We start from the raw sequence: 24,130 nt of genomic DNA, 5'->3' as shown, positions 1-24,130 counted from the left end.
ATTTCTAGATCATCAACTAAGGCTATATTGTGTCTCGCATCGCTATTTTTGTAGACGTACAGAACATCTATTACACCACCCGCCAAGCGTTCGGATGCCCGTTTAACTATCGTAAATTCTGGCAAGAGATCAGCAAACAGGGAGAGATTGTTCACGCCTACGCTTATGCAATCGAACGTAACAATGATGGCCAAAAGAAGTTTCAAGATGCACTGCGTCATATTGGCTTTGATGTAAAACTAAAACCTTACATCCAGCGCAAAGACGGCTCGGCCAAAGGCGACTGGGATGTAGGCATTACAATCGATGTGATGGATACCGCACCGGATGTGGATAAAGTGATTTTGCTTTCAGGCGATGGCGACTTTGATCTCCTGCTCGCACACATCAAAAAACGTTACGGCGTGATCACTGAGGTTTATGGCGTAGAAGCACTTACGGCTAAATCCTTGATCAGCTCAGCGGATCAGTATCACTCGATTTTGCCGAATCTACTGGTCTGCTAGAGTCCATTCAAGCTAGCCCTCTTGACCACACCCTAAAGTGGCTGACATACTCAGCCACTATGAAAACCACACCTATCACACAGACACTTACAACAAATACGTTGCGACGCCGCGTATCGATTGCCTGTGCCTCTTTGGGTGTTGGATCTCGACGACGCAAATAACTAATAAGCGTTCCAAATTCCCAAAAAGCCGCAGGTAACCCCTGCGGCTTTTTTTTGCTCTAAATTCTCTCAAGGATATAAAAATGACCTATTTAACTGGGGTAGCTCCCACACAATCAAGCGATCAAGACGCGTCCGTTAACAATCCTCTGACCGATAAAGCGTTTGTGATGCCGATCGCGCCAAGACCAGAACTCTGCTTTACCCAAGGTAAAGGGCATTACCTTTTTGATCAGAACGGCAAACAATATCTGGATATGGTGCAAGGCTGGGCGGTGAATACTCTCGGTCACAGCCCAGACCTGATTCAACAAGCATTGATTGCACAATCACAACAACTGATTAATCCCGGCCCTGGCTTTTACAATCAGCCGATGATTGAGCTGGCTAAAACCCTTTGTTCCAATTCAGATTTTGATCAGGCCTTCTTCGCTAATAGCGGTGCAGAAGCCAATGAGGGCGCAATAAAACTGGCGAGAAAGTGGGGACAAATTCACAAACAAGGTGCTTTTAAAATCATCACCTTTGAACAGAGCTTTCATGGCAGAACCTTAGCGACTATGTCCGCTACCGGTAAAGCGACCTTTGCGTCATTGTTCGAACCGAAAGTCAGCGGTTTTAGCAAAGCCCCTTACAACGATTTAGCCGCAACCGAAGCGGTAATCGATCAACATACTGTCGCGATCATGCTAGAGCTGGTTCAAGGCGAAGCAGGCGTAATCCCTGCTGATAGCGATTTTGTCAAAGGCTTAGAAGCCTTGTGTAAAAAGCACAACTTGCTACTGATCATCGATGAAGTACAAACTGGCATCGGTAGAACCGGCAACCTCTTCGCTTATCAAGGTTATGATATCCAACCGGACATCATGACCTTGGGTAAAGGCTTAGGTGGTGGCGTACCTATTTCAGCACTGCTCACTAAAACCGAGCATAGCTGCTTTGAATATGGCGATCAGGGCGGTACTTATAACGGCAACCCTCTCATGTGTTCCGTTTCACATGCGGTTGTGAATAAAGTGCTAGAACAAGGCTTTCTCGCTAACGTTGAGCAGATGAGCCTGCTTCTCAGCCAAAAACTCACTGAACTTTCTAAGCAATACTCTCTAGGCTCGGTAAGAGGTAAAGGTCTTTTGATCGCCTTAGATGCCGCTGAGCTATCGGCACCTCAGCTTGTGGATAAGGCAAGAGAGCTTGGCCTACTACTTAATGCCCCGAATGAACGTACCCTGAGGTTTATGCCCGCGTTGAATCTGACTGAAAAACAAATTGATGAGTGCTGTACGATTCTGAGTAAAGCTATTGAAGCAATTAACTAGAAGGTGGGGTAAAACAGAAAATATTCCCTCTGACTGGAAAGAAATTAGAACAGTTTTGCAGCTACAGATCAGATCTGTAGCTGCACATTCTCTTCAATTTTAAGCCGCACTTACCGCGTTCTGTTCAGCAATTCGGCTAAAGGCAATTAGCGCTGCTTGCAGTGCTGCTGCAGATGTGTCTTCCTTAGTTGCAACACCTTGCGCACTGACACCATTCACTGTCATAGCAATTGCTGCTTGCGCTTGCGCTGCAGTGCCCGTCGCGATGGCATGTTCATCAAACTGAGTGATTTCAATAGAACACCCATATTGTTTCTCAAGCGCATCACTTAGCGCTTCTAGAGCACCAGTACCTTGGCCGTTAAATACAGTGTTACCAACGCTGAATTTCGCTTCAACTTGTTGGTTGTCAGTGTGCAGATCGTAACGATCAAGCTGCCATTGCTCTGGAACTGCAACAAAGTGCTGTTGATAAAGTTGGTGAATCACTTCAGGAGAGATCTCGATACCCTTTTGTTCAGCAGCAGACTGCACTACTTTACTTAGCGGGATATGCATCCATTTTGGTAGCTGGATACCGTAATCACGCTCCAATACCAATGCCACACCGCCCTTACCGCTTTGGCTGTTAATACGCACAACCGCTTCATATTCACGGTTAATATCACGTGGATCGATTGGCAAGTAAGCCACATCCCAATGCAGTTGGTTGTGCTCTTGGTGATAGTTAACTGATTTACGAATCGCATCCTGATGACTGCCAGAGAACGCTGTATAAACCAACTCGCCAGCCCAAGGATGACGGGCAGAAACAGGCAATTCGTTACAGTACTCAACTACTTCGATAATCTCTTTGATATCAGAGAAGTCCAACTCTGGATCAACACCCTGTGAGTAAAGGTTCATACCCATGGTGATGATATCCATATTACCGGTACGTTCACCGTTACCCATCAAAGTACCTTCAACACGATCGGCACCCGCCATAACACCCAACTCAGCTGCCGCGACACCACAGCCGCGGTCATTATGGGTATGTAAGCTGATACGTACTTGATCACGCTGTTTTAGGTGACGGCAGAAATACTCAACCTGATCGGCAAAAACATTCGGTGTGGACATCTCAACAGTCGCCGGTAGATTGATCACAACCGCCTGCCCTGTTTCTGGTTTCCACTCAGCAATGACGGCATCACAGACTTCAACCGCGTAATCCATCTCTGTACCGGTAAAGCTTTCGGGTGAATACTGGAACTCCCACTCTGTCGCAGAGTATTTAGCCGCATAATCACGCACCCACTGCGCACCTTGTACCGCAATGCCTTTGATCTCATCCTTGCTCATGTTGAACACTTGCTGGCGCTGTACAACCGAAGTGGAGTTATACACATGAACATTGGCGCGACGCACACCTTCAAGAGACTCAAAGGTACGCTCAATCAAACCTTCGCGTGCTTGGGTTAGCACCTGTATCGTCACGTCTTCTGGGATTCGGTTTTCTTCGATTAGCTTGCGCACAAAATCAAAGTCAGGCTGAGATGCTGATGGGAAACCGACTTCAATCTCTTTAAACCCCATTTTTACCAACAAGGTAAACATGCGGGTCTTCTGCTCTACATTCATTGGATTGATCAGCGCTTGGTTACCATCGCGCAGATCTACGCTACACCAATCTGGTGCTTTATTGATCTCTTGATCTGGCCAGGTGCGATCAGTCAAACGGACAGTTTCAAAACGACGATATTTACGATGATCAAACATAGTGCGAATCCATTATTTTTATTCGAGCAGAAAGCCTAAACGGCAAAACCCGCTGTCAGGCGCCTTTGGGGAAGCAATGACAGCGGGAAGTTTTTCAGTAGACACTTGTGGCATCAGTTTTTGAGTTAAAGATTCGATAAACCCTTTTAGGCTGGCAGCGCTCACTCATGATGATTACCCCCTCACACACTGATTGATATGTGATTTGTTACCCCTCAACCGATGAAGAGAAGTTTATAGAGGTACATGCGCAATTACCGATCTAAAAACAACTTTATTTCGTCATTTGCGCAAAAAATCAAAAGAAAATAAACTTATTGCACACAATTAATTGCGCACAAACCAAAAACCATGAAATCTACTGTCAATCTAGACCGCTTCGACTTAAAAATATTGCGAGAATTACAGGAAAACGGCGACCTTTCTAACCAGGAGCTAGCCGAGCGCGTTGGCCTGACTGCAGCCCCCTGCTCTCGCCGGGTAAAACAGTTAGAAGAATCAGGTGTAATCCGCGATCGCGTAGTCCGTCTAAATGAACGCGCAATCGATCTAAACCTCATCGCCATCCTGCATATCAGCATGGATAAACATATCCCCGAACGCTTTGAAGAGTTCGAACGCACGATTCAGTCTTTACCGGAAGTAATGGAGTGCTACCTCATCACCGGCCACGATGCTGACTACCAGTTAAAAGTCGCGGTAGCAGATATGGATTGTTACCACGATATTTTGCTCGGTAAGATCACCCGGATTAAAGGCGTAACGGGGGTTAAATCGGCGTTTATTATGCGCAAGGTGGTGGATAGTACGGCCATGCCTTTGGGGTATGTAAACACTTAGAAGGCTGCGCCTAGAGGGAATTAGTACACCATTTCGTGGGATTAAAGGGGGTCAGAGCCCTTTAATCCTCATTCCTATACTTCTTCAGGCCGTAGTCGTTTCTTTCTCTTGCTGTTTACTCTGCTCTAATTTCCGCAGGTAGATCTCAGCTGGGATAAAGGCGAATGGAATGACCGATGCTAGCATCAGGCCTAACTGCTGCTTCGAGGTCCAGTTTTCTTTGTGTGAGATATTCAGCACCTGAATCACATAGATCATAAACAGGATGCCGTGGGTCATGCCGAGTGTGGATACATAATTTCGGCTGATAAACCCAAGTGTGACGCTTAAGATGGCGATGTAAGAGAGGCCTTCGAGAAGGCTAACGATGCGAAGTAGTTTGATCATTAAATAAGCTCAAAAAGTGGTAAAATTCTTCTAAAGAAAGCGTTGCTGCGGGAATTCTATCTGCGGCAGGCTTGGGTGATTCTTTCTGCCGGAACACGTAACTGCTCAATCAGATACACTTTAAACGGTTCTTCGTAGGGCTGTTGTTCAACCGCTTTTTGCATGCATAGAATCCACGCTTCGCTCTCCTCAGGCCCGATTGGAAAATGGCTGTGAGCATGGGGAATACGAATAGAACCGTAGTTTTGAGAAAACAGCTTAGGGCCACCTAACCAGCCAGAAAGGAAGTAGGCAAGTTTCTTTCGCGATTCGGTAAGATCGTCTGGGTGCATTTTACGGATGATCTGCGCCTCTGGCAGTTCATCCATAAATTGGTAGAAGTCATCGACTAACTGAGTTAGGCCAGCTATCTCACCTGCCATTTTGTAGGAGTTGTCGTTTACGCCGTATTCACAGCTGGGAGTATCCATCAGTAATCACTCGGGCTCTTGTCTATATTCGTGCTTTCTCAAATTGCGCAGTATTTTAGCAATTTATCCAGTCCAAAACCTGTCGCTTATTTTGGAGAGTTAGTAACAAATCTCGATGTATTCCCCTTTTATTTAAAGGGTTACTAAATTTGGAATGCAATTTATCAAAGAGACAGATGTAACGCTCTAATACCTTAAGGTTCAAACCTTCATCAATAGAGCTCCCTCCCTCTCTATGCTACCTTGCTCGGTCTACTAGCTTGAAGATGTTGTTTTACCGATAAAATGTATCTGTGAATTCAACCCAACACTGATAAATGTGAGATTTAAATGCCCTATGTAAATGTTCAAGTCACCAAAGGTGTCACTCGAGAACAAAAAGCAGAAATCGTTAAAGATATTACCGGCTCTCTACAAAGGGTACTCGGCAAAAAACCTGAACATACTCATATTGTCATACAGGAAATTGAAGAAGAGGATTGGGGTTTTGCCGGTATGCTTACTGATGAATGGAAAAAGAGCCAATCATAGTTCCTCATTTATCAATCGTCTTAAACCGCCCTACTACACACTTTACTAGGCGGCCTGGGGATCAGAGCCCTTAATTTCTGAGCCCCTAAATTGCATCATCGCTTTCTCTAATCTCGACCCCAAAAGAAAAAAGGTAAGTCCCACTTTAAATCTAATCTCTACACAGTATTTAAAGTAAGACTTACCAAGCTCGCTGGAAGAAATCTGTTCTGTAGTATTAACCGGTTTCTTTTAAAGAATCACCTTTCATCGCTTCAACGGTAAAGGCCATACCTGTTCCTAATCCAACATCAGCGCGTATGCCTAGTCTTGCTGATGCACGGCTTGGATCACCTAGCGAGGTTGCGATATCGCCTGTTCTGGCGGGTTTATGATCGATGTTCACTTCAACTCCAGCCACCATCGATAGGGTTCGTGCTAGCTGCAAAATTGAGGTGGATTGTCCGGTGCAAACATTAAACACCGATGCTTCGCCTTTAGTGTTTTCCATGGCTGCGATCAGATGTTTCACCACGTCGGCTACGTAGATAAAGTCGCGGGTTTGTTTACCATCACCGAAGATCGTAATGGGGAGATTGTTAAGAATTCGGTCGATGAAGATAGAAATAACCCCAGAGTACGGTGAAGAGGGATTTTGACGAGGGCCGTAAACATTGAAAAAACGCATCCCCACGGTGGATACCTTGTGATTTAACCAAGCAACTCGGGCATGGTGCTCACTACCTAATTTATCAGCACCGTAAGCACTGATAGGTCGAGGGGCTGATGTTTCATCTAAAGGAATAGTAGCGTTATCACCATAGATAGCAGCTGATGATGCGTAAACTACAGGGATAGAATCTTGACTGCCGCAATATCGCGCTGCTTCAAAGACGTTCACACTGCCCTGCTGATTAACCTTATGTGTGCCCACCCAGTCGGAATTGGATTGTTCTACCGAGGCAATGGCCGCTAAGTGAAAGCAGCCATCCATCTCTGACATTGCACCTTTAACAATGGCTAAGTCGGCGACATCACCCAATACAAGCTCTACCTGATCGGGTAAATAGTCCACTACACCTGTTGATAAGTTATCCAATACTCTGACTTGATGACCTTGTGCTAGTAAGGCATCTACTAAATGTGAACCAATAAACCCACAGCCTCCAGTGACCAGATATTTCATAGTATTTCTCCTTACTATTGAAACCAATTTGCTTGATGTATTGGTTACAGCAAGAAGCCAGCCAAAATATTTATCCTTAAATTTCAATAAGTTAAAAAACAACTGAAAAACACAGCCTCATTTTGTTTCTCAAAATGCGAAACATTTCTGCAAATTGCGTTAATTAGCCTGATTTTAAAGTCCCTCAACCCTGATCAGAGCTACTGAATCAGCTAACCAGCTGTTTTTGCTAAAGAAGCTAATGAATGGCCTAGGCCTTGCTGATATCTAGATAAACAATCTCAGCGATACAGGAGGAAGGGATTATGTCTATTCATGACTGGCTTATTTATCAACTGGTTGATAGTCGCCACCAAGGCGGAATCGAGAGCCATATTCTTAACCTCACTCGTTGGTTAAACCAGAACGGCTACCGTAGCGAAGTTATCTTTATGCGAGACTTTGGCACGCATCCTCTTAAAGATAAGCTAACGAAGGAAGGGCTACCCTATAGATGCTTAAGCAACTACCGAGAGCTGTATAAGCTACTCACCCACTCCCCCTGTATTGTGAACACCCATGGTTATAAAGCTGGGATTATTGGACGTATCTTCGGAAAATTATCCTCTACACCGGTGATCTCAACCTTTCACTCGGGTGATCTGGGGAAAGGGAAATTAAGGTTTTATAGCTGGCTGGATTACAGCACATCGATTTTAGCTGACCGTGTGCTCAGCGTAAGTGATGAAATCTCTTCTCGGCTGCCTATTACCTCTCACCAGATCGCTAACTTTGTTGCCCCTGCCAAACTGCAAACAGAACGCGGTAAGGCTGTCGCTTTTGTCGGCCGACTCTCCGACGAAAAAGGGCCTAAAGCTTTTGCTCGAATTACAGAACAATTACCTAAGGAACTCCCCTGCCATGTTTATGGCGATGGACCACTTAAAACTGGTTTAGAACGCGAGTACCCCCATCTCAACTTCTTTGGTCAGGTCGAGATGGATCAGCATTGGGGTGATATAGGTCTGCTCTGTATTTCGAGTAAAAGTGAGGGCCTGCCTTTAGTAGCGCTTGAGGCAATGAGCCGTGGTATACCTGTTGCCAGTTATCGGTTAGGTGCTATTCCAGAACTTATAGAAGACCATAAATCTGGCTGGTTAGTGAATACTGGTGATGAAAAGACGCTAGGTAGTGTGATTGCCAACTGGTGGACTCAGTCGGGTACGGACAAGGCCGCTATGTCGATCGCAGCTCACCATAGAATCTGCAAATACTACAGCGATAGTTTTGTCATTCCTTCGATTCTAGAGATCTACGCACAAGCAGCACATCACAAAGGCTTCATAAACCTGAAATTCGACAGGAGAACATTATGAAGAGCTTGGCTTCAACAGCTTCTGCAGAAACACTGTTCTTTCCGTTACTAACCTACTTAGCGGTGTTCAATGCCCTGTTGCCTGAAGTGATTAGGACTCTCTTAAGTGAGCCGTTCAATGCCGCAGTATTTAACGGCTTAGGCCATAGCTTTGTTGTTTGGGTCGTACTTTTTATCAGCATGAGACTGACCTTAGAAGTGCAGTTTAGCAAGGTAAAAACGACGCCGGTTTATATCTATGTTGGCACTCTGTTATGCGGCTTACTACTGATACCTAGCGCCCTATTGAGTTGGCTGGTTGCCGCTGCATCTGCTTGGTTATGGTTACGACACCCTATGCAGGAGAGACACAGAATTGCAGCCACGATCCTTTTTGCAATAGCAATTAGGGAGCCCTGCTGCCAACTCAGTCTGACGTTATTTGCCAATCAGATCTTAACCTTCGATGCCTGGTTTAGCAGTCTGTTCTTACCCCTATTTCAGATAGAAGCCGCTGTTGCAGGAAATACCATCGTGCAAGCCAACGGCTTTAGCTTACTGGTCCTCACAGGCTGTTCGGCATTTACCAATATGTCTCTAGCGCTGTTGCTGTGGTTGACCCTAAGTTTGTTAAAACATGGTGATCTTGAGCGAAGAGATATTAAACATGCCGTTATTTTAGCCTTAGTTGTGCTGACCATTAACGGGCTTCGCCTATCCGCTATGACGATCAATCACGCTTGGTACAGCTTTTTACATGATGGCTTTGGCGCTACAACCATCGAATTACTCACCTTTATCGTTACATTAATCTGCGTTCGTAGGAGAGATCACTATGAAAATGGCCATTCTACTTCCAATGGTGCTCATTTTATCCACCAGCTTGTCACTCGGTTTAAAAACATTAAAAACCATTAATATCGGTACTCAGGAAGAACAAGCCGGAGCTGTTTCGCTAGATATTCCCTCGCTTCGATACTTGGGCACGATCGAAGCTGCAAACCAAGGCCCATACAAAATCAGCGGTTTTCAGGATCAACAATGTGAAGGTTCAATTGCTCTGCTTCCTCTGTTTAGGAATGCCGAAGGTAGCCATATTCTGAAACGCCTGATTAAGGCTGAAGATAATCGTTTTGGCGTTATTTTCCGGGGAAAAATCTACCCTGAATTCCCACAACTGGATTACACCATCGACCGCATCAAAACTGGCGTTTCCACGTTTATTTATTCCAGAAAGTCGTCTGCAAAAGCTCAACCTGCCGTCTTGGCATTTATCGAAATTGGCGGTTGCCAGATTGCCGAAAAGGTCGCGCGCATAATCGTTTAATGCCTTTTTCATAATGCGAAATTTTCTCATTCTGAGAATTACTTTAAGAATGACTAAAAGCGACAATTTCTTTCAAAGCAAACAAAATCAATAAGTTAAAAATTCAAAGCATATGGAACAACTCTTGCTGCAATTTAATTAGCTCTATCAGTAATACCTTTAATGCATGCAGGTATGGGAGGAGATATGAAACATCAAATACGAAGTATGGTGTTCACAGGAGTGATGATTTCTATCGCGCAGAATGCCCTGGCCGCTGAGGATGAAACTGACTCCTTAGTAAATATTCAACTTGAAGAAGGACTGTTAACTGAAGTTCAAACTGCACTGCCTGAGAGTACAGTTGCTAATCAGGAATTTTTGGATACATCCTATGATCCTAATTTAACTCTGCAAGAAGATGCGCATATCTCTATAACCTTTCTAGATGAAGGAGCTGGATATCGAAATTCTCTAGGTTATTTTACCTTCACCGATGATGCGTTTGATGGCTTAACCTTTGGAGACATCGATTTGGATGGCTCTGGTCATATCGGTATATCTGAATTACAAAATCTATCCGGTATAGACACAGGAATGATCTTTAACAATGTTTCAGAACAAGGAGGGGGAGGTAGTTTACTTTCAGGTGATACTGTCACACTTGGAGGTGCAGAAATCACTAATATCGATGGTACAAATTTTGACATGGAAGGGGGCACTGTCTTTGAAGCAGGTACTAATGTCGGTTTCTTCCTCCTTCAAAACGCCTGGGATGGCAGCCAAGTAAAAGGCTGGGACTATACCAGCTCTGATCCTTTAGCCATGTTCACTATCGATTTCTTAAACCCTGAGAATGATAGCTTTGCAACTATCGATAATGCAGATGAATATTCTCGCCATGTTGCCATGATGAGCAGTCTATCTGCTGAAGATGATCTCATTTTAGGCTTTGAGGATCTTGTAAGACCTTATGGCGACAATGACTTTAATGATGCCGTTTTCAGTATCAGAACAGACCCGGTAACCGCTTTGTATGCAGACGTTCCGACAACTGAAACCGTTATCAGTATGCAGGCGGCACCTGCACCTTCACTGGGCAGTGGTAGTGCGGGTTTATTAACGGCTCTACTCTGTTTTTTCACACTTAGACGTAAACCATTTAAATCAGCATAAGCTGAATACCTTAAAACTACCGAATACGGCCTACGGGCCGTTTTCGCATTTTGCGAATCAAAATTGAAATCCTCTCCTTTTTAAACCGATCAACTGTTCCCCAAAAAACCAAATAGCTGCTAACCAGCTGAATTTAAATACTTTCTCAAATATGGCCTGCAATTCGCTCCATTATTGAGTATCTGAATGAAAGGAGGCTTACCATGTTAAAACGTATAGCTAATTTACCCATCGCAGTTCAGCACAGTCTGATCTACGCTTCAGCCATTGCCCTCTCTAAAGGGTTGGCTTTGATCATGGTGCCAGTCTCTACTCATTTTTTAACTCCTGAAGATTATGGTCGCCTCGATGTTCTGCAAACCTTGGCTGACCTACTAAGTATTGTGATCGGTATGGGACTAGCTGAAACCTTATTTAGGTTTGCGGGCAGTGCCGACAATGAGATCGAAAAACGTAAAGCCAGTGCCAATATTTTTGGTATGGCGATCTGCCTTGGCGGGTTAGCGCTCATTTTAGGGCAGCTATTTGCTGGCCCAATCAGTCGATTGCTACCCGGAGATATAGCAGAACTTGATACGCGCCTCATTCTCGCCAGCTTATCCATGGTTGGTACCATTTTAATACCCCTCGCATGGCTGCGTATGTCAGGTATGGCTTGGTCGTATCTAATAGGAACGGCAGGTCGAGTAGCATTACAGGTAGCGATTGCTGTACCGCTACTGTTTATGGGTTTCGGTGTGACAGGGGTACTTTGCGCAACGTTAGCCTCTGCCATTTTGCTGTGTAGCTGGCTGATCCGGAAACAATTGAAAGATACGGGGATTAGCTTTGAGTTTTCACGCTTTAAAACCTATTCCATTTACGGTGGGCCACTGATCTTCGTAGGTATATCTGGCTTTGTTTTAGGTAGCTTTGACCGTTGGATTTTAGCCGATGCTGTAGGTACAGCCGAAATGGCACAATATGCCCTTGCGGCTAAATTCGGCCTGATTACTGCAGTATTGATTCAACCATTTGATCTATGGTGGCATGCCCGTCGTTTTAGTTGCCTCAAAGAAACCAACGGCAAAATCAGATGTGCCAAAATCGGAAGTTTAGGCGTTATGATCGCCATTATTGCCGCACTGTTTATCGCTGCTGCAGGACCTACTATGGTCCGGCTATTAACCCCTTCAAGCTATCACGACTCAATTGCGTTTATCCCTTGGCTTGCCGCCTTAGCTGCTGTGCATAACATGACATCAACACTCGCCTTTGGCGCGATGAGCGAAAACACCACTGTTCGCCCAGCGATGATTGATGGTGCTGCAGCCTTTATCGCACTTATCGCCTATTTAACCCTGATTCCAATTTTCCATGCTTGGGGTGCTATTGCAGCCACTTGTCTGGCCTTAGGTAGTCGCTTAGTCGCAACCTATTATGTAAGCCAGCGGTCATTACAGCTGCCATACCAATTACGCCGCCTGTTATTCACAGGAACTGTGGGAGTACTTTGTATAAGCCTGATTTCATCTGCACCATTAAGCTGGTCAGTATTACTGCAAAATGGCGCCATCATGCTGGGCTTTATCACGACAGCTACTGTAGTGGGTTTAATTCCTATCCCGAAAAAAATACTAAGTATGACCACACAAATGCTAAATAGGTCATAGCAATGAATTTTCGAGTAGAGGGCAATGGCTCACAAATTTTAGTAGCACTCACCTGCATAGGTTTGCTGACTGCGGCTTGGTATCTCGTACCTCATCCTGCAGTCAGTGCCATTGCTCTACTACCACTGATGGTCTTGATTGGTTTACGCCTGCCCTTCTTGCTTTGCTTAGCTTTTATCGCTTTCTCTTTCTTTCGATTGCACGAGGTCTTTCCTCAGCTCTATCCACTAAAAATCCCACAACTACTTGCCATCGCAACACTGGGTTCTCTTTCTATCAACCTCATTACAAAACGCATTCAAGTTTTCTGGTGCCGAGAGCAATCTCTGTTTATGTGTTTTTTCTGCTTGGTCGTCATCGGTGCCGTGTTAGCAACCAACAGAGATGCCGCACTTACTTCACTAAACGGAACCTATGTAAAAATTGCACTCATGCTGATAGCGATTAGTTGGCTGCTACGACAGGAAGCTCAGTTTAAAGTTCTGATCCTCAGCATGATGTTGTGTGGCATCGCAGTAGGCGTGATGGCGCTTTATAACAAGCAGATGGGGCTGGAGCTTGTTGAAGGAACACGTGTCACAATAGGCCGTAGCATCGGCTCTATGCTAGGTGACCCGAATGACCTATCCCTGGTACTTTTATTTCCAGCTAGTTTTGCTTTAGCCAGCTTTATGACTCCAGGCTTTGGTAAAGCGATTAAACTACTCAGCTTGTGTGCATTTCTTACGGTATTTTGCGCCATTATCGCCACTCAAAGCCGCGGCGGTATGCTAGGCATTTGTGCCGTCGGTGCTGTATTTGCTTGGTATAGAATCAAAAATAAAATGCTGCTGATTGGTGCTGGTATTTGTGCACTGAGTATTTTATTTGTAATTGCGGGGGTGAGTGATCGTGCTTCAGGTGGTGCCCACGAAGAAGGTATTGATGAATCAGCCATGGGTAGGATCTATGCTTGGCAGGCAGCAATGGGCATGGCGATTCACCACCCAATTACTGGGGTTGGTCTTAATAACTTTATCTCCAACTACTTCGAATACAGCCCCCATTGGGATGGCAAAAACCATGCAGTTCACAGCACTTGGTTTGGCGTCATGGCCGAGACCGGGATACTCGGCTTCATCCTATTTATCGCGATTATTAGCAGTATTGCTAAAATAAGTCTGACAACCGTCCAGCATTTCCGCCCAAAACCTAACCAACCTTACTCACCTGTTCTTTATGCCTGTGCCCAGTCGGTGCAGGCTGGACTGGCCGGTTTTTGTATTTCTGGCACCTTCCTCACTATGGGTTTTACTTGGCCTATCTACATTCTTTTATCTGTCGCAATCGCCCTTTCTCAATATCAAAAACGTCAATTAACAAAGTGATTCGCATTTTGCGAAAAACAGATTCAAATCCTCTCCACATAACACCTAACCAATTGAATTAATTACCTTTAATAAATGGCACAAGTCCTGCAAAAACCTAGATATGACTTTAAAAAATCTGCAGGAGATTAGGCATGTGTGGAATAGTAGGCTCGATTAATCATAACGACATTGTCCCTGAGCTATTACAAGGATTAAGTAACATCGAATATCGCGGATATGATTCTGCAGGTATCTCAATACTTGCACCTAATGGCATCACTACCGTCAAACGAGAAGGGAAACTACAGCAACTCAAAAACCAACTTGATCAGATGCATCTATCTAGTTGTGCAGGAATTGGTCACACCCGTTGGGCAACCCACGGTAAACCCAACGAACTAAACGCGCACCCCCACTCCAACAATGATGTTGCGGTGGTCCATAATGGCATTATTGAAAATTACATCGACTTAAAACAATGGCTACAAAGTGAAGGGTTCGTCTTTCAAAGCCAAACAGATACTGAAGTTATTCCCCATCTGATCAGCCTGTTTTTACAACAAGGCTATGAGCCTGAAAAAGCGCTTAATCGTGCGCTCTCTCACCTTCAAGGCGCTTTCGCATTAGGCGTACTTTTTAAAGAAGATGAGCAACATGTTTATGCTGCGCGCCGGGGTAGCCCTCTGGTCTTAGGTAAAAGTGAGCAAGGTATGAGTTTAGGCTCAGACTCTATGGCACTCAGTGGTTCTCCAACTCATATCCTGTATTTAGAAGAAGGGGATCAAGCTTGTTTGGATCGTGAAGGGTTCAGTCTAGTCGACTCATCAGGCCGTATCATTAAACGAGAAATGCAGTTATTCGAAGCAGAAGACCACTCTCAGGATAAGCAAAACTATCGCCATTACATGCATAAAGAGATCCACCAGCAAGCAGATAGTGTACGCAATACGTTCTATCACACCCAGAGAGTACTCCCCGAAGCCCAGATAGATTTTAACCAAGTCGATAGACTCAATGTCATTGCATGCGGCACTTCCTTTTATGCAGCAATGGTAACTAAATACTGGTTTGAAAAGATTGCTAAATTGCCAGTAGATGTCGAAGTCGCATCTGAGTTTCGCTATCGCTCTCCTCTGTTGAGCAAACAAGGTATCTCGCTATTTATCTCTCAATCTGGCGAAACGGCAGATACCTTGGCAGCACTGCGTTATGCCAAGAAACAAGGTCAAAAAACTATAAGTATTGTGAATGTTGCAGAAAGCACCATCGCCCGAGAAACTGACTTCAACATACAAACTCAAGCTGGGCCTGAAGTGGGCGTTGCATCAACTAAAGCATTTACCGCCCAGTTAACAGTATTAGCATCCTTAGCTGTCCGCGCTGCTTTTGGTCGAAAAGAGATTGATCTAAATGAAGCCTCCAAATTAAGCCTCGAGCTTTCCACCATGCCCTCACAGATTGAGCTGGTTTTACAGCAAGAATCCTTGTTCGAGTCTATCGGTGCATCAATGCAAGATTGTCAGGATGCCTACTTTATCGGACGCGGCTCTAACTTCCCTATCGCTTTAGAAGGCGCGCTTAAACTAAAAGAGATCAGCTATATACACGCCGAAGGCTTTAGTGCTGGCGAGCTAAAACACGGTCCTATCGCCCTGATCGAAGAAGGTACACCAGTGTTTGTCATCGCACCTAATGACGATCTGCTGGATAAAACAAGAGCCAATATGGAAGAGGTCATGAGCCGTGGTGGACGCTGTATCTTCTTGGGCGATTCCGAAAGTATTCGTTCTCTTCGAGATCTAGAAGTTGAATCAGTAACACTGCCTAATGCTAACTCAATTGTAACCCCCATTCTGTTCACTATCGCGTTACAACTCATCGCTTATCACGCTGCGTTGGCGAAAGGTACCGACGTAGATCAACCTCGTAACCTAGCCAAATCGGTGACAGTAGAATGAACAAACTCCAAGGGCTTAAACAGTGGGTAAAAGCAGGTAATCACCCACTGGCCCGTACTTTAAAAACCTGTCATTACACACTGCACAATTTCGAAATTCCGGCGGTAAATGTGGTGTTTAAACCCATTCGCATGGGACACACATTGTGTACTGGATTGCTAAGCGGTATCGCACGGGTCTTTTACTGGACACCCATGTTTAAAACTCGCTTAAGCCAAGCAGGCCGACAGTTATACATATACGGTGGTATGCCACTCGTCCAAGGTAGCCTTGAGATAAGTATGGGTGATCGCTGCCGTATATCTGGTCAAACAACCTTCTCCGGTCGATGGAGTGGCACAGAAACGCCACAACTAATTATTGGCAACAATGTGGGTATCGCATGGCAAACCACCATCGCTGTCGGTACTAAGGTGGTTCTGGAAGATAACGTCCGCATTGCAGGCCGCGGTTTTCTAGCAGGCTACCCAGGCCACCCAGTTGATGCAAAAGCTCGTGCCAAAGGCCTTCCGGATACAGAAGATCAGATCGGCGACATTATCCTACGCAAAGATGTATGGCTCGGTTCTGGGGTCACGGTAATGAAAGGGGTCACAATTGGTGAAGGAACCATTGTGGCTGCGGGTAGTGTAGTCACTGAAGACCTACCTCCCTTTGTGATCGCTGCTGGAGTTCCTGCAAAAGTGATCAAACCACTGTCTCAACCTAAACCCTACAAAGTGGCTTAAAGGAGAACTCTCATGAGTATCGATCTATTAGTTTTTGGTGAGGACTGGGGGGGACACCCCAGTAGCACCCAGCACTTAATGAAGCACCTTTTAGCAGACAATGAAGTGTTATGGGTAAACTCCTTAGGCTTAAGAAGACCAAGGATGAACCTACGCGATATGGGCCGCATCTGGAATAAGCTCAAGGCCTTACTCAAGGCACCGACACCTAACCTTACTGGCGTACACCCCTGTTTGGTAAACCCTATGGCGCTGCCTTTCCCGGGCAGCTCTATTGCGAGAACATTAAATAAAGAGCTACTCACTAACAAACTTCGCCCATACCTTAAGCAGCAAAATAAAGCCCCGCTCTTGTGGACCTCTCTGCCTTCCGCTGTAGATGTGGTGGGCAAAATGGGCGAGCGTGCTGCAATCTACTATTGTGGGGATGATTTTTCTGCTCTAGATGGGGTGGATCACGCGCCAGTCGCCGCGATGGAAGAGGAATTAGTTAAAAAATGTCAGCTAATTATTGCCGCAAGCCCTAAACTGGCCGAGAAATTCCCAGCTCAAAAAACCTTGGTATTACCCCATGGCGTCGATTGCGAGATGTTCGGACAACCAGCAGAACGTGCATCTGACCTTCCTGATGGTCCGGTCGCTGGGTTTTACGGTGCGCTAGCAGGCTGGTTTGACCAAGAACTATATATTGAAGTTGCTAGACGCCTCCCCCACTGGACCTTCGTTTTGATCGGCCCTGCGCACACCGATATTAGTTCTCTGTTAAAACAGCCTAATATTGTTTGGTTAGGTCCTAAGCCTCATCATGAGCTGCCTCACTATAGTCAGCACTGGGATGTTGGATTGCTTCCCTTCCTTCGCAATGAACAAATTGAGGCCTGTAACCCGCTAAAATTACGCGAGTACCTTGCTGCGGGTAGCCCCGTTGTGAGTACAGAATTTCCGGCTTTAGACGGTTATCGTGATCTAGTGAAAGTGAGCAATGTTGCAGATGGTTTTGCTGCGGCTATCGAAGAGATTGGGCAAACCGAAAAGCATAGAGAACTAATGAAGGAGATCCGACGTAATCGGGTGAACCGAGAAAGTTGGACTCAACGTGCCGAGGACTTAAAAGAGATGCTGAATGATCTCTAAAAGAAAAGCTTATGATTCTTCAGGGGAAAGACCATCGCGTCTAATTCCCCTGAGAAAGGAGAATAACCTTAGACAATTCTAAGAATCTCCCAATATTGTGAACCGGAGACAATATAAGGCTCAAGCTCCTTACTCCATGCTTTGTGAGCCTCAATATCCCCTAACTTTTGCCAAGATTCATCAAGTTCAGTTAACCCGGAGATAACCACTTCCGAAATAACAACAGACTCTTTCGCTCCTACAGATCCTGTGACAATTCTTACTTTGTCAGAGGTCCATCCTATTTGGCTACCAATCTCATCAAACCAACGAGACAGTGAATCAATGACTGTTTGTTTGTGTCCAAAACGCGCATCTATATGCCATCTTGCAAGCATCATACTCCTTTCCTCCTTTAGAAAAGGTTCCATAGAACGGCGAGTTAAAATGCATAAGTGATTTAACTATCCGATGGACGATCAACAAACCTTCCTGACACACAAACCATAGTGGCTGATCAGATTTTCAGCGAGAAAGTAGCAGTAATCTCATCGGAATTATTTTCATAGTGAGAAGGGACCGATTGGCAACGGCCATTTTGAAGCTCAACTGAGACAACTGAAGAAAATTGCTAGTAAATAATAACGCTTATGTTAATGGCATAAGCTATTTTTAACGGGACAATCTACCGTTGGCTTTTATAAAGAATACAGCCCTATCAACCTGCCCAGCCGAGACAATTTTATGAAATCGATATCTTCCCCAATCGTCATCAGCGGTTTCGGTCTTTGGACCCCTAACTACAGCATTAGCAACGAAGAATTGGTACAGGCCTATAACCAGTTCGCCGATAACTATAACCAGCAATATGCTGATGAGATCACTGCTGGAAAGCGTGAAGCCAAACCATTATCAAATGCTGAATTTATCGAAAAGGCTTCCGGTATTAAAAACCGATTTGTCTACCGCAAAGAAGGCGCGCTTGATCCTGAAAGAATGCGTCCTTACATTGAACCACGAGACAATGATCAGCTATCCCACCAAGCAGAAATGGCCGTAGCAGCCGCGAAAAAAGCGCTCACAAAAGCCAATAAGACTGCGGCTGAGATTGATGCTGTGATAGTCGCCTGCTCTTATACTGAAAGAGCTTACCCAGCTATTTCTATTGAGGTTCAACAAGCATTAGGTATTCAGGGTTTTGCCTTTGATATGCTGGTTGCCTGCTCTTCTGCCACTTTTGCTCTGCAGCGGGGCTATGAGATGTTAACGGCAGGTACAGCGAAAGCGGTTCTTATCATTAATCCAGAATTAACCTCACCCCAGAATAACTGGCGCGATCGAGATAGCCATTTTATTTTTGGTGATATAGCTGTCGCTACAGTTATGGAAAAAGCGGATAACTGTAGCGCTGAAGAAAGCTACGAAGTATTGAGCACAAAATCAGTCACGCTTTTCTCAAACAATATTCGATCCAATTTTGGTTACCTTGCTTACACCAATGATAGCGATCCCTTCGGGCAGGATAAGTTCTTTATTCAACACGGCAGAAAAGTGTTTAAAGAGGTCTGCCCGATGGCCGTAGAACACCTCTCAACCCAACTAGCGTCTTTGGGGATTGAAAACCACCAAGTCGCTCGTTGGTGGTTGCACCAAGCCAATATCAATATGAACCAACTCATCGGTAAAAAACTATTAGGACGAGAAGCCTCACAAGAGGAAGCACCGATCATCTTAGATCAATATGCCAATACAGCGTCTGCTGGCTCATTGATCGCATTCAACCTATACCAATCCGACCTAAAGACAGGTGATTTAGGCGTTATCTGCTCCTTTGGCGCAGGCTATTCCATAGGTAGCTTAGTGATTAGAAAGCGCTAATTTCACAAAAGATACCGCCTCTGAAAGATCTCTCAAGCTTATTCTCATTTTGAGAATCAGCTTGAGAAAAACCTCAAAAAGCCTAGTTCATCTCGCCTAAACAGCTCTCTCCACAAACAACGAGCCCCTAGTATTCATGGGGCTTGTAGATCATTTTATTTAGGTTGGCCTAAAAGCTGCAATTTCTTGAGCAATAACAAAATTTTGCTCAGGAGATAGACCATGTGCTCTAAGTTTATTGCAACCACCCTGTTTACTTGCAGCCTTTTTTCACTGACAGGATGTACTGCAGCACTAAAAACCATGGATATAGGTTTTTTAGGCTCCGAAGACACACCTGTAGCAGAAGAAAGCATCAGCATAGACCAACTTCTCTCACGTGCCCGCGGCGAGAAAGGTTACGCAGAAAGTCATGTCCCTCGTGAACTTGTTTTACGCTTCGAGGATAACAGCGTGGCATTAGATGAAAATCAAAAAAATAACCTCAACGAATATGCCAATGCCCAGCCTTCAAAACTCAGTGTCGAATGTTCACCGAGTGAAAGTTCAGATCGGTTTGTAGCGGTCGGTGTAGGTATCAACCGTTGTAACGCTGTTAGTAACTTCCTGGAAAAGCGAACTAAGAAAACCGATATGCGCTTATCCCCTTCATTAGCGCCAAATCAGGTGCTGATCAAAAAAGCCAATAACCTAACGGTAACTAACCATGATTCGTAGCGCATTAGTTAAAAACATCGCGTCCATTCTGTGGGCGGGATGGAGGCGCCGCTATTTAATCGCGCTGCCTATTTTACTTATGCCATTTATTGGTTTAGCGGTCGGTATTCTGTCGCCAAAAAAATATGAAACAACCACCACAATATTGTTTCAAGAAGCCTCTGAACATAACCCTTTTCTAGAGGACCTATCGATCGCAACTAACCTTCGACACCGAATGGAAGCTCTGAACGCCCTTTTACATAGCCGCCATATTCTTGCAGGCGTGGCTTGGCAGCGAAAGATGATTTCTGAAGAAATGGATGAAAAAGAAAAGGCTTACATCATCGGTCAACTTTCTAAGTCCCTAACCGCAAAACTGGTCGGCGACAACCTGATTAAGATCTCTTACAAAGCCGAAAACAAAACACATATGAAAGAGACGTTGTCTGTGGTCAGTATGCGTTTTGTCGAGCGCGTGCTTGCGCCGCAACGTTCATCAATCGTTCAATCTGAAACCTTCCTCGCTAAAGAGCTAGAAACTCGAAAAGCGGATCTTCAAACTGCGGAAAAAGCATTAGCCGAATATAAAAATGAGTTTGCTAGCGAGCTACCGGCATTGCATGGTGCTAATGTCGCGCGCTTATCCAATCTGAAAGCCTATATCGCTGAACGTCGCATTGAACTTGAAGGCGCTAAAGCCGCTCAAGCTAGCCTAGCGTTACGTTTATCTCAAACGAATCCTGTTGTCGGTAAAATCGAGGAAGCCATTATCAACGTAATGGCGGATCTTACGCAGCTTCGCGCTCGATACACCGACGAGCACAGCCAAGTACAACATGTACTTGCACAATTACAGTCTTTAGAAAGAGAGCGTAGCCGTATTTTAGAAGGGATGAAAGCCCTAAACCAAGGCAATCTAAACAAAGTAAAACTGGAACGCCTTTGGGCTATCGCCACTACCGCTACGACAACTGAATCAGAACAAGGTGGTAATCAACATCCACTGCTTATTTCTCAGTTAGAGCGCCTGCAGCAAGCCGACGACCATATTGAACGCTTAAGCAAAGAGGTCAGTTCTTTAACTGCTGAGATAGAAAACCTACAAAACCGTGTGAATGGCTACGGCCAACACGAGCGTCGTTTAAAAGAACTCGAACGCGACATTCAAGTTCGTCAAAAAATCTATGAAGACTTAGCCGAACGTCATGAGATGGCCAGAGTTACACGCTCTTTAGGTAAAAACGAAGAAAATGAGCGCGTAAAGCTAATCGACCCGCCATTTGAACCTTTGGCACCTATTAACCTTCCCCTTATCGCCTTTGTTATTGCCGGCTTTATTGCGGGCATCGGACTTGGTTTCGGTTTAGCTGTCATCGCAGAAGTCCTCGATACCACTGTTCGCCGTAAAGACACCTTAACCGAGATGTTAAATGTCCCTGTACTCGTGCGAATCCCACCGCTTGAACAGGATATGAAAGATCTAGCATTGCAGGAGAGTACATCGTGAAAAACGTAATCGTACAAATAGTCCAACACCTCCGCCCAGGCGGAATCGAGACCATGGCTTTAGACCTGCTAAATCAACTTAGCACCAAAGCAGACGTCTATGTTTTTAGCTTAGAAGGCTGTTATGAAGACGCTGTAAAAGAGTGGCCGAGGCTGGAAAAATACCAATCTCAACTACAGTTCTTTAATAAAAAAGAGGGCATCAGTCTAGGTTTATTCCTGCAGTTGAAAAACGCATTAAAAAAACTCAACACGACCGCTATTCATACCCATCATATAGGCCCTTTACTTTATGGCGGTATAGCAGCCAAGTTATTAAAACTCCCTCATGTCCATACTGAACATGATGCTTGGCACCTAAATGCCTCCGCTAATAAACGTTTGCAAAATCACCTAATCCGCTTCCTGAAATTCACGCTGGTTGCAGACTGTGAAGCGGTAGCAAACGAGCTGTTACACCACTTCCCTAATAGTCGTCCTGATATTATTCAGAACGGCGTAGATACTGCACACTTCAGCCCTCCAACCCCGATCGAAAAATTAAAAAGTAGGAAGCATTTAAACCTACCTGTACAAGGAGCCTTGCTAGGCTGTGCCGCAAGGCTGGAAGCCGTAAAAGGTCATGAGCTGCTGCTTAAATCCTTAAGTCATACGCATACTAACTTATCTCTGGTTTTAGCTGGGGATGGCTCCTTACTCGATCATCTAAAAAATGTCGCTTTTGAGCTGGGTATCAGTGATCGAGTGTTCTTCCTAGGCCATCTAGATGACACCCGCCCCTTCTATCACGCGATTGATATTTTCTGCCTCTCATCTCTTAACGAAGGTTTACCACTCTCACCATTAGAAGCTCAGGCCTGTGGGGTACCGGTGATTGTTACCGATGTTGGGGGATGTAAAACCATTGTCTGTCCAGACTCGGGAGACCTTATTCCACCCGGCAGTCTCAAAGCTCTGCAACATGCCATTTTGCGTCAATATCTGATGCCTAAGCGCCATAGCCCAAGAGAGTTTGTCTTAAAGAAAGGCAACCTGCATAAAACGGCTGAAGCCTATTTCCAACTACTGTCACGTCCAAAGGAGGCATAACATGATTATCTTCCTATTGAGTCTGTTTGCCCTAAGTTGGGCCTTAATTATCTATCACCATATTGCTTATCCTCTGATCATGAATCAGTTGAATAAGACGCAAACTTCTAAGCAAGAGAAAGAAATAGAAGAAGAACCAAACTACCGAAGCCTTTGTATCTTTGTACCAGCATATAACGAAGCTGACTTCATTGCTGATAAGCTCAGAAATATCGCCAGTCTAGATTACCCAAGTGAGAAGCTTCAGGTCATTATCGCCTGCGATGGCTGCAAAGATAGAACGGCAGAAGTCGCTCGCGAGTCTCTACAAGCCCCCGAGCTGGCTCACTTAAACGCAAATATCCTCAACTTCCGAGAAAACCACGGCAAAGTAGCACTAATCAATCAAGTTATTCCAAATATTGATGCCGATATAGTGGCGTTAAGTGATGCTTCCGCGCTGATCTCATTTGATGCATTAAAACTGGTTAATCACCACTTTGATAACCCTAAAACCGGTTTTGTGGCAGCCACCTACAAACTCTTATCCCCAGGAAGTGAGGGAGAAAAGCAGTATTGGAACTATCAAACTAAGCTCAAGCAAGGTGAAGCAAGTATAGGTAGCGCGATAGGTGTCCATGGCGCTTTGTATTTTATCCGCCAAAACCTATTCACTCCGTTACAGGCAGATACGATCAATGATGATTTCATTCTGCCTATGCAGATCATTGAGCAAGGTTACGATGGTAAATATGACAGTGATCTAATCGGTCTGGAATTAGAAGCGTCTTCCCTCGATATGGATCATAAACGTCGCATTCGTATCGCCGCGGGGAACCTACAACAGGTACTCAGACTAAGTAAGCTACTATCACCAAGCTTTGGTGGAACAGCCTTTAGCTTCTTTTCCGGTAAAGCTCTAAGGGGCGTTATGCCGCTGATCTTGCTGGCTCAATTTTTAATCTGTGGCTTGCTCGCTCTCTATTTAGATGCTTTTGCTATCTTCACTGCACTACAACTGCTAGGCATTGGACTAGCACGCCTATCCACACTGATTCCCGAAAACAAAACTCCAACTCATATCTTGTATAAGCCATTCAAACTCGGATTTTATGTCATAAACGGTTACTACAACGGCCTTACTGGATGCCTTCGCTATCTAGCCGGATTAGAAAAAGGCCATTGGAAATCAGTTAGAGATTAATGCCATATAAGGAGATATCA

23 protein-coding genes are annotated in these 24,130 nt (G+C 44.9%); 18 read left to right on the top strand and 5 right to left on the bottom strand.

The window, feature by feature from the left end; genetic code table 11:
* The first annotated feature begins 29 nt into the window (after positions 1 to 29).
* Together ACMXYR_RS04260 and ACMXYR_RS04255 are read left to right on the top strand one after the other, a co-directional pair.
* Complete coding sequence (locus tag ACMXYR_RS04260; protein ID WP_415903046.1) at positions 30 to 506, top strand: NYN domain-containing protein; 477 nt, start codon at positions 30 to 32, stop codon at positions 504 to 506.
* A gap of 247 nt (positions 507 to 753) precedes the next feature.
* Complete coding sequence (locus ACMXYR_RS04255; RefSeq protein WP_415903045.1) at positions 754 to 1,986, top strand: acetylornithine transaminase; 1,233 nt, start codon at positions 754 to 756, stop codon at positions 1,984 to 1,986.
* Positions 1,987 to 2,085: 99 nt separating this feature from the next.
* On the opposite strand, the gene leuA is transcribed toward ACMXYR_RS04255, so the two are convergent.
* Entirely contained in the window at positions 2,086 to 3,747 is a 1,662-nt protein-coding gene (gene leuA, locus ACMXYR_RS04250; RefSeq protein WP_415903044.1) for a 2-isopropylmalate synthase, read from the bottom strand.
* Positions 3,748 to 4,098: 351 nt separating this feature from the next.
* Here leuA and ACMXYR_RS04245 point away from each other — a divergent pair, with 351 nt between their 5' ends.
* Positions 4,099 to 4,587, top strand: coding sequence for an Lrp/AsnC family transcriptional regulator (locus ACMXYR_RS04245; protein ID WP_415887299.1), 489 nt, complete (start codon positions 4,099 to 4,101; stop codon positions 4,585 to 4,587).
* Positions 4,588 to 4,671: 84 nt separating this feature from the next.
* Here ACMXYR_RS04245 and ACMXYR_RS04240 read toward each other — a convergent pair whose 3' ends face one another.
* Entirely contained in the window at positions 4,672 to 4,974 is a 303-nt protein-coding gene (locus ACMXYR_RS04240) for a DUF3817 domain-containing protein (RefSeq protein ID WP_415903043.1), read from the bottom strand.
* Positions 4,975 to 5,030: 56 nt separating this feature from the next.
* Entirely contained in the window at positions 5,031 to 5,444 is a 414-nt protein-coding gene (locus ACMXYR_RS04235) for a group II truncated hemoglobin (RefSeq protein ID WP_415903042.1), read from the bottom strand.
* A 330-nt stretch (positions 5,445 to 5,774) separates the two neighbouring features.
* Between ACMXYR_RS04235 and ACMXYR_RS04230 the strand changes: the two genes are divergently transcribed.
* Positions 5,775 to 5,975, top strand: coding sequence for a tautomerase family protein (locus tag ACMXYR_RS04230; RefSeq protein ID WP_415883793.1), 201 nt, complete (start codon positions 5,775 to 5,777; stop codon positions 5,973 to 5,975).
* Positions 5,976 to 6,192: 217 nt separating this feature from the next.
* On the opposite strand, the gene ACMXYR_RS04225 is transcribed toward ACMXYR_RS04230, so the two are convergent.
* Positions 6,193 to 7,140: an NAD-dependent epimerase/dehydratase family protein gene (locus tag ACMXYR_RS04225; protein ID WP_415903041.1), complete on the bottom strand. Its 948-nt coding sequence runs from the start codon at positions 7,138 to 7,140 to the stop codon at positions 6,193 to 6,195.
* A 305-nt stretch (positions 7,141 to 7,445) separates the two neighbouring features.
* Between ACMXYR_RS04225 and ACMXYR_RS04220 the strand changes: the two genes are divergently transcribed.
* From ACMXYR_RS04220 to ACMXYR_RS04180, 9 genes are all read left to right on the top strand, one after another.
* Positions 7,446 to 8,495: a glycosyltransferase family 4 protein gene (locus ACMXYR_RS04220; protein ID WP_415903040.1), complete on the top strand. Its 1,050-nt coding sequence runs from the start codon at positions 7,446 to 7,448 to the stop codon at positions 8,493 to 8,495.
* The gene (locus ACMXYR_RS04215) at positions 8,492 to 9,391 is read left to right on the top strand and encodes a hypothetical protein (protein WP_415903039.1); all 900 of its coding nucleotides are present in this window, start codon (positions 8,492 to 8,494) and stop codon (positions 9,389 to 9,391) included. Before ACMXYR_RS04220 ends, ACMXYR_RS04215 begins: the two co-directional genes overlap by 4 nt.
* On the top strand, positions 9,309 to 9,800 hold the full coding sequence (locus ACMXYR_RS04210; protein ID WP_415903038.1) for a hypothetical protein: 492 nt from the start codon (positions 9,309 to 9,311) through the stop codon (positions 9,798 to 9,800). Before ACMXYR_RS04215 ends, ACMXYR_RS04210 begins: the two co-directional genes overlap by 83 nt.
* A gap of 186 nt (positions 9,801 to 9,986) precedes the next feature.
* Complete coding sequence (locus tag ACMXYR_RS04205; protein ID WP_415883788.1) at positions 9,987 to 10,955, top strand: DUF4114 domain-containing protein; 969 nt, start codon at positions 9,987 to 9,989, stop codon at positions 10,953 to 10,955.
* Between the two features lie 203 nt (positions 10,956 to 11,158).
* Positions 11,159 to 12,607 (top strand): lipopolysaccharide biosynthesis protein, encoded by a 1,449-nt coding sequence (locus ACMXYR_RS04200; protein WP_415903037.1) that lies wholly within the window; start codon positions 11,159 to 11,161, stop codon positions 12,605 to 12,607.
* 2 nt (positions 12,608 to 12,609) lie between these two features.
* Positions 12,610 to 13,974, top strand: coding sequence for an O-antigen ligase family protein (locus ACMXYR_RS04195; protein WP_415903036.1), 1,365 nt, complete (start codon positions 12,610 to 12,612; stop codon positions 13,972 to 13,974).
* Positions 13,975 to 14,108: 134 nt separating this feature from the next.
* Positions 14,109 to 15,914 carry a glutamine--fructose-6-phosphate transaminase (isomerizing) gene (glmS, locus tag ACMXYR_RS04190; RefSeq protein WP_415903035.1) on the top strand — a complete coding sequence of 602 codons (1,806 nt, stop codon included), beginning with the start codon at positions 14,109 to 14,111 and terminating at the stop codon, positions 15,912 to 15,914.
* Entirely contained in the window at positions 15,911 to 16,642 is a 732-nt protein-coding gene (locus ACMXYR_RS04185) for an acyltransferase (protein WP_415903034.1), read from the top strand. Before glmS ends, ACMXYR_RS04185 begins: the two co-directional genes overlap by 4 nt.
* Before the next feature lie 12 nt (positions 16,643 to 16,654).
* Entirely contained in the window at positions 16,655 to 17,776 is a 1,122-nt protein-coding gene (locus ACMXYR_RS04180) for a glycosyltransferase (RefSeq protein ID WP_415903033.1), read from the top strand.
* A 68-nt stretch (positions 17,777 to 17,844) separates the two neighbouring features.
* Here ACMXYR_RS04180 and ACMXYR_RS04175 read toward each other — a convergent pair whose 3' ends face one another.
* Entirely contained in the window at positions 17,845 to 18,156 is a 312-nt protein-coding gene (locus ACMXYR_RS04175) for a hypothetical protein (protein ID WP_415883782.1), read from the bottom strand.
* 343 nt (positions 18,157 to 18,499) lie between these two features.
* On the opposite strand from ACMXYR_RS04175, the gene ACMXYR_RS04170 reads away from it, so the two are divergent.
* The 5 genes from ACMXYR_RS04170 to ACMXYR_RS04150 all read left to right on the top strand — a co-directional run bounded on the left by ACMXYR_RS04170 (position 18,500) and on the right by ACMXYR_RS04150 (position 24,110).
* Positions 18,500 to 19,633, top strand: coding sequence for a beta-ketoacyl-ACP synthase III (locus tag ACMXYR_RS04170; RefSeq protein WP_415903032.1), 1,134 nt, complete (start codon positions 18,500 to 18,502; stop codon positions 19,631 to 19,633).
* A 222-nt stretch (positions 19,634 to 19,855) separates the two neighbouring features.
* Positions 19,856 to 20,350, top strand: coding sequence for a hypothetical protein (locus ACMXYR_RS04165; RefSeq protein ID WP_415903031.1), 495 nt, complete (start codon positions 19,856 to 19,858; stop codon positions 20,348 to 20,350).
* Positions 20,340 to 21,839, top strand: a complete 1,500-nt coding sequence (locus ACMXYR_RS04160; RefSeq protein WP_415903030.1) for a GumC family protein — start codon at positions 20,340 to 20,342, stop codon at positions 21,837 to 21,839. The genes ACMXYR_RS04165 and ACMXYR_RS04160 overlap by 11 nt, the downstream gene beginning before the upstream one ends.
* The gene (locus ACMXYR_RS04155; protein ID WP_415903029.1) at positions 21,836 to 22,927 is read left to right on the top strand and encodes a glycosyltransferase; all 1,092 of its coding nucleotides are present in this window, start codon (positions 21,836 to 21,838) and stop codon (positions 22,925 to 22,927) included. Before ACMXYR_RS04160 ends, ACMXYR_RS04155 begins: the two co-directional genes overlap by 4 nt.
* 1 nt (position 22,928) lies before the next feature.
* Positions 22,929 to 24,110 carry a glycosyltransferase family 2 protein gene (locus tag ACMXYR_RS04150; RefSeq protein ID WP_415903028.1) on the top strand — a complete coding sequence of 394 codons (1,182 nt, stop codon included), beginning with the start codon at positions 22,929 to 22,931 and terminating at the stop codon, positions 24,108 to 24,110.
* The last annotated feature ends 20 nt before the right edge of the window (positions 24,111 to 24,130 follow it).

Source organism: Neptuniibacter sp. QD29_5, assembly GCF_047778125.1.
In the GTDB taxonomy this organism is placed as follows: domain Bacteria; phylum Pseudomonadota; class Gammaproteobacteria; order Pseudomonadales; family Balneatricaceae; genus Neptuniibacter.
Note: the sequence above shows the minus strand (reverse complement) of the source record. Positions and strands in the feature narration are given on the sequence as shown.

What these genes read in the sequence shown, in the direction of transcription:
- ACMXYR_RS04255 (WP_415903045.1), top strand. Translation starts at nt 754, where the DNA reads ATGACCTATTTAACTGGGGTAGCTCCCACACAATCAAGCGATCAAGAC.
- leuA (WP_415903044.1), bottom strand. Translation starts at nt 3,747, where the DNA reads ATGTTTGATCATCGTAAATATCGTCGTTTTGAAACTGTCCGTTTGACT.
- ACMXYR_RS04245 (WP_415887299.1), top strand. Translation starts at nt 4,099, where the DNA reads ATGAAATCTACTGTCAATCTAGACCGCTTCGACTTAAAAATATTGCGA.
- ACMXYR_RS04240 (WP_415903043.1), bottom strand. Translation starts at nt 4,974, where the DNA reads ATGATCAAACTACTTCGCATCGTTAGCCTTCTCGAAGGCCTCTCTTAC.
- ACMXYR_RS04235 (WP_415903042.1), bottom strand. Translation starts at nt 5,444, where the DNA reads ATGGATACTCCCAGCTGTGAATACGGCGTAAACGACAACTCCTACAAA.
- ACMXYR_RS04230 (WP_415883793.1), top strand. Translation starts at nt 5,775, where the DNA reads ATGCCCTATGTAAATGTTCAAGTCACCAAAGGTGTCACTCGAGAACAA.
- ACMXYR_RS04225 (WP_415903041.1), bottom strand. Translation starts at nt 7,140, where the DNA reads ATGAAATATCTGGTCACTGGAGGCTGTGGGTTTATTGGTTCACATTTA.
- ACMXYR_RS04220 (WP_415903040.1), top strand. Translation starts at nt 7,446, where the DNA reads ATGTCTATTCATGACTGGCTTATTTATCAACTGGTTGATAGTCGCCAC.
- ACMXYR_RS04215 (WP_415903039.1), top strand. Translation starts at nt 8,492, where the DNA reads ATGAAGAGCTTGGCTTCAACAGCTTCTGCAGAAACACTGTTCTTTCCG.
- ACMXYR_RS04210 (WP_415903038.1), top strand. Translation starts at nt 9,309, where the DNA reads ATGAAAATGGCCATTCTACTTCCAATGGTGCTCATTTTATCCACCAGC.
- ACMXYR_RS04205 (WP_415883788.1), top strand. Translation starts at nt 9,987, where the DNA reads ATGAAACATCAAATACGAAGTATGGTGTTCACAGGAGTGATGATTTCT.
- ACMXYR_RS04200 (WP_415903037.1), top strand. Translation starts at nt 11,159, where the DNA reads ATGTTAAAACGTATAGCTAATTTACCCATCGCAGTTCAGCACAGTCTG.
- ACMXYR_RS04195 (WP_415903036.1), top strand. Translation starts at nt 12,610, where the DNA reads ATGAATTTTCGAGTAGAGGGCAATGGCTCACAAATTTTAGTAGCACTC.
- glmS (WP_415903035.1), top strand. Translation starts at nt 14,109, where the DNA reads ATGTGTGGAATAGTAGGCTCGATTAATCATAACGACATTGTCCCTGAG.
- ACMXYR_RS04185 (WP_415903034.1), top strand. Translation starts at nt 15,911, where the DNA reads ATGAACAAACTCCAAGGGCTTAAACAGTGGGTAAAAGCAGGTAATCAC.
- ACMXYR_RS04180 (WP_415903033.1), top strand. Translation starts at nt 16,655, where the DNA reads ATGAGTATCGATCTATTAGTTTTTGGTGAGGACTGGGGGGGACACCCC.
- ACMXYR_RS04175 (WP_415883782.1), bottom strand. Translation starts at nt 18,156, where the DNA reads ATGATGCTTGCAAGATGGCATATAGATGCGCGTTTTGGACACAAACAA.
- ACMXYR_RS04170 (WP_415903032.1), top strand. Translation starts at nt 18,500, where the DNA reads ATGAAATCGATATCTTCCCCAATCGTCATCAGCGGTTTCGGTCTTTGG.
- ACMXYR_RS04165 (WP_415903031.1), top strand. Translation starts at nt 19,856, where the DNA reads ATGTGCTCTAAGTTTATTGCAACCACCCTGTTTACTTGCAGCCTTTTT.
- ACMXYR_RS04160 (WP_415903030.1), top strand. Translation starts at nt 20,340, where the DNA reads ATGATTCGTAGCGCATTAGTTAAAAACATCGCGTCCATTCTGTGGGCG.
- ACMXYR_RS04150 (WP_415903028.1), top strand. Translation starts at nt 22,929, where the DNA reads ATGATTATCTTCCTATTGAGTCTGTTTGCCCTAAGTTGGGCCTTAATT.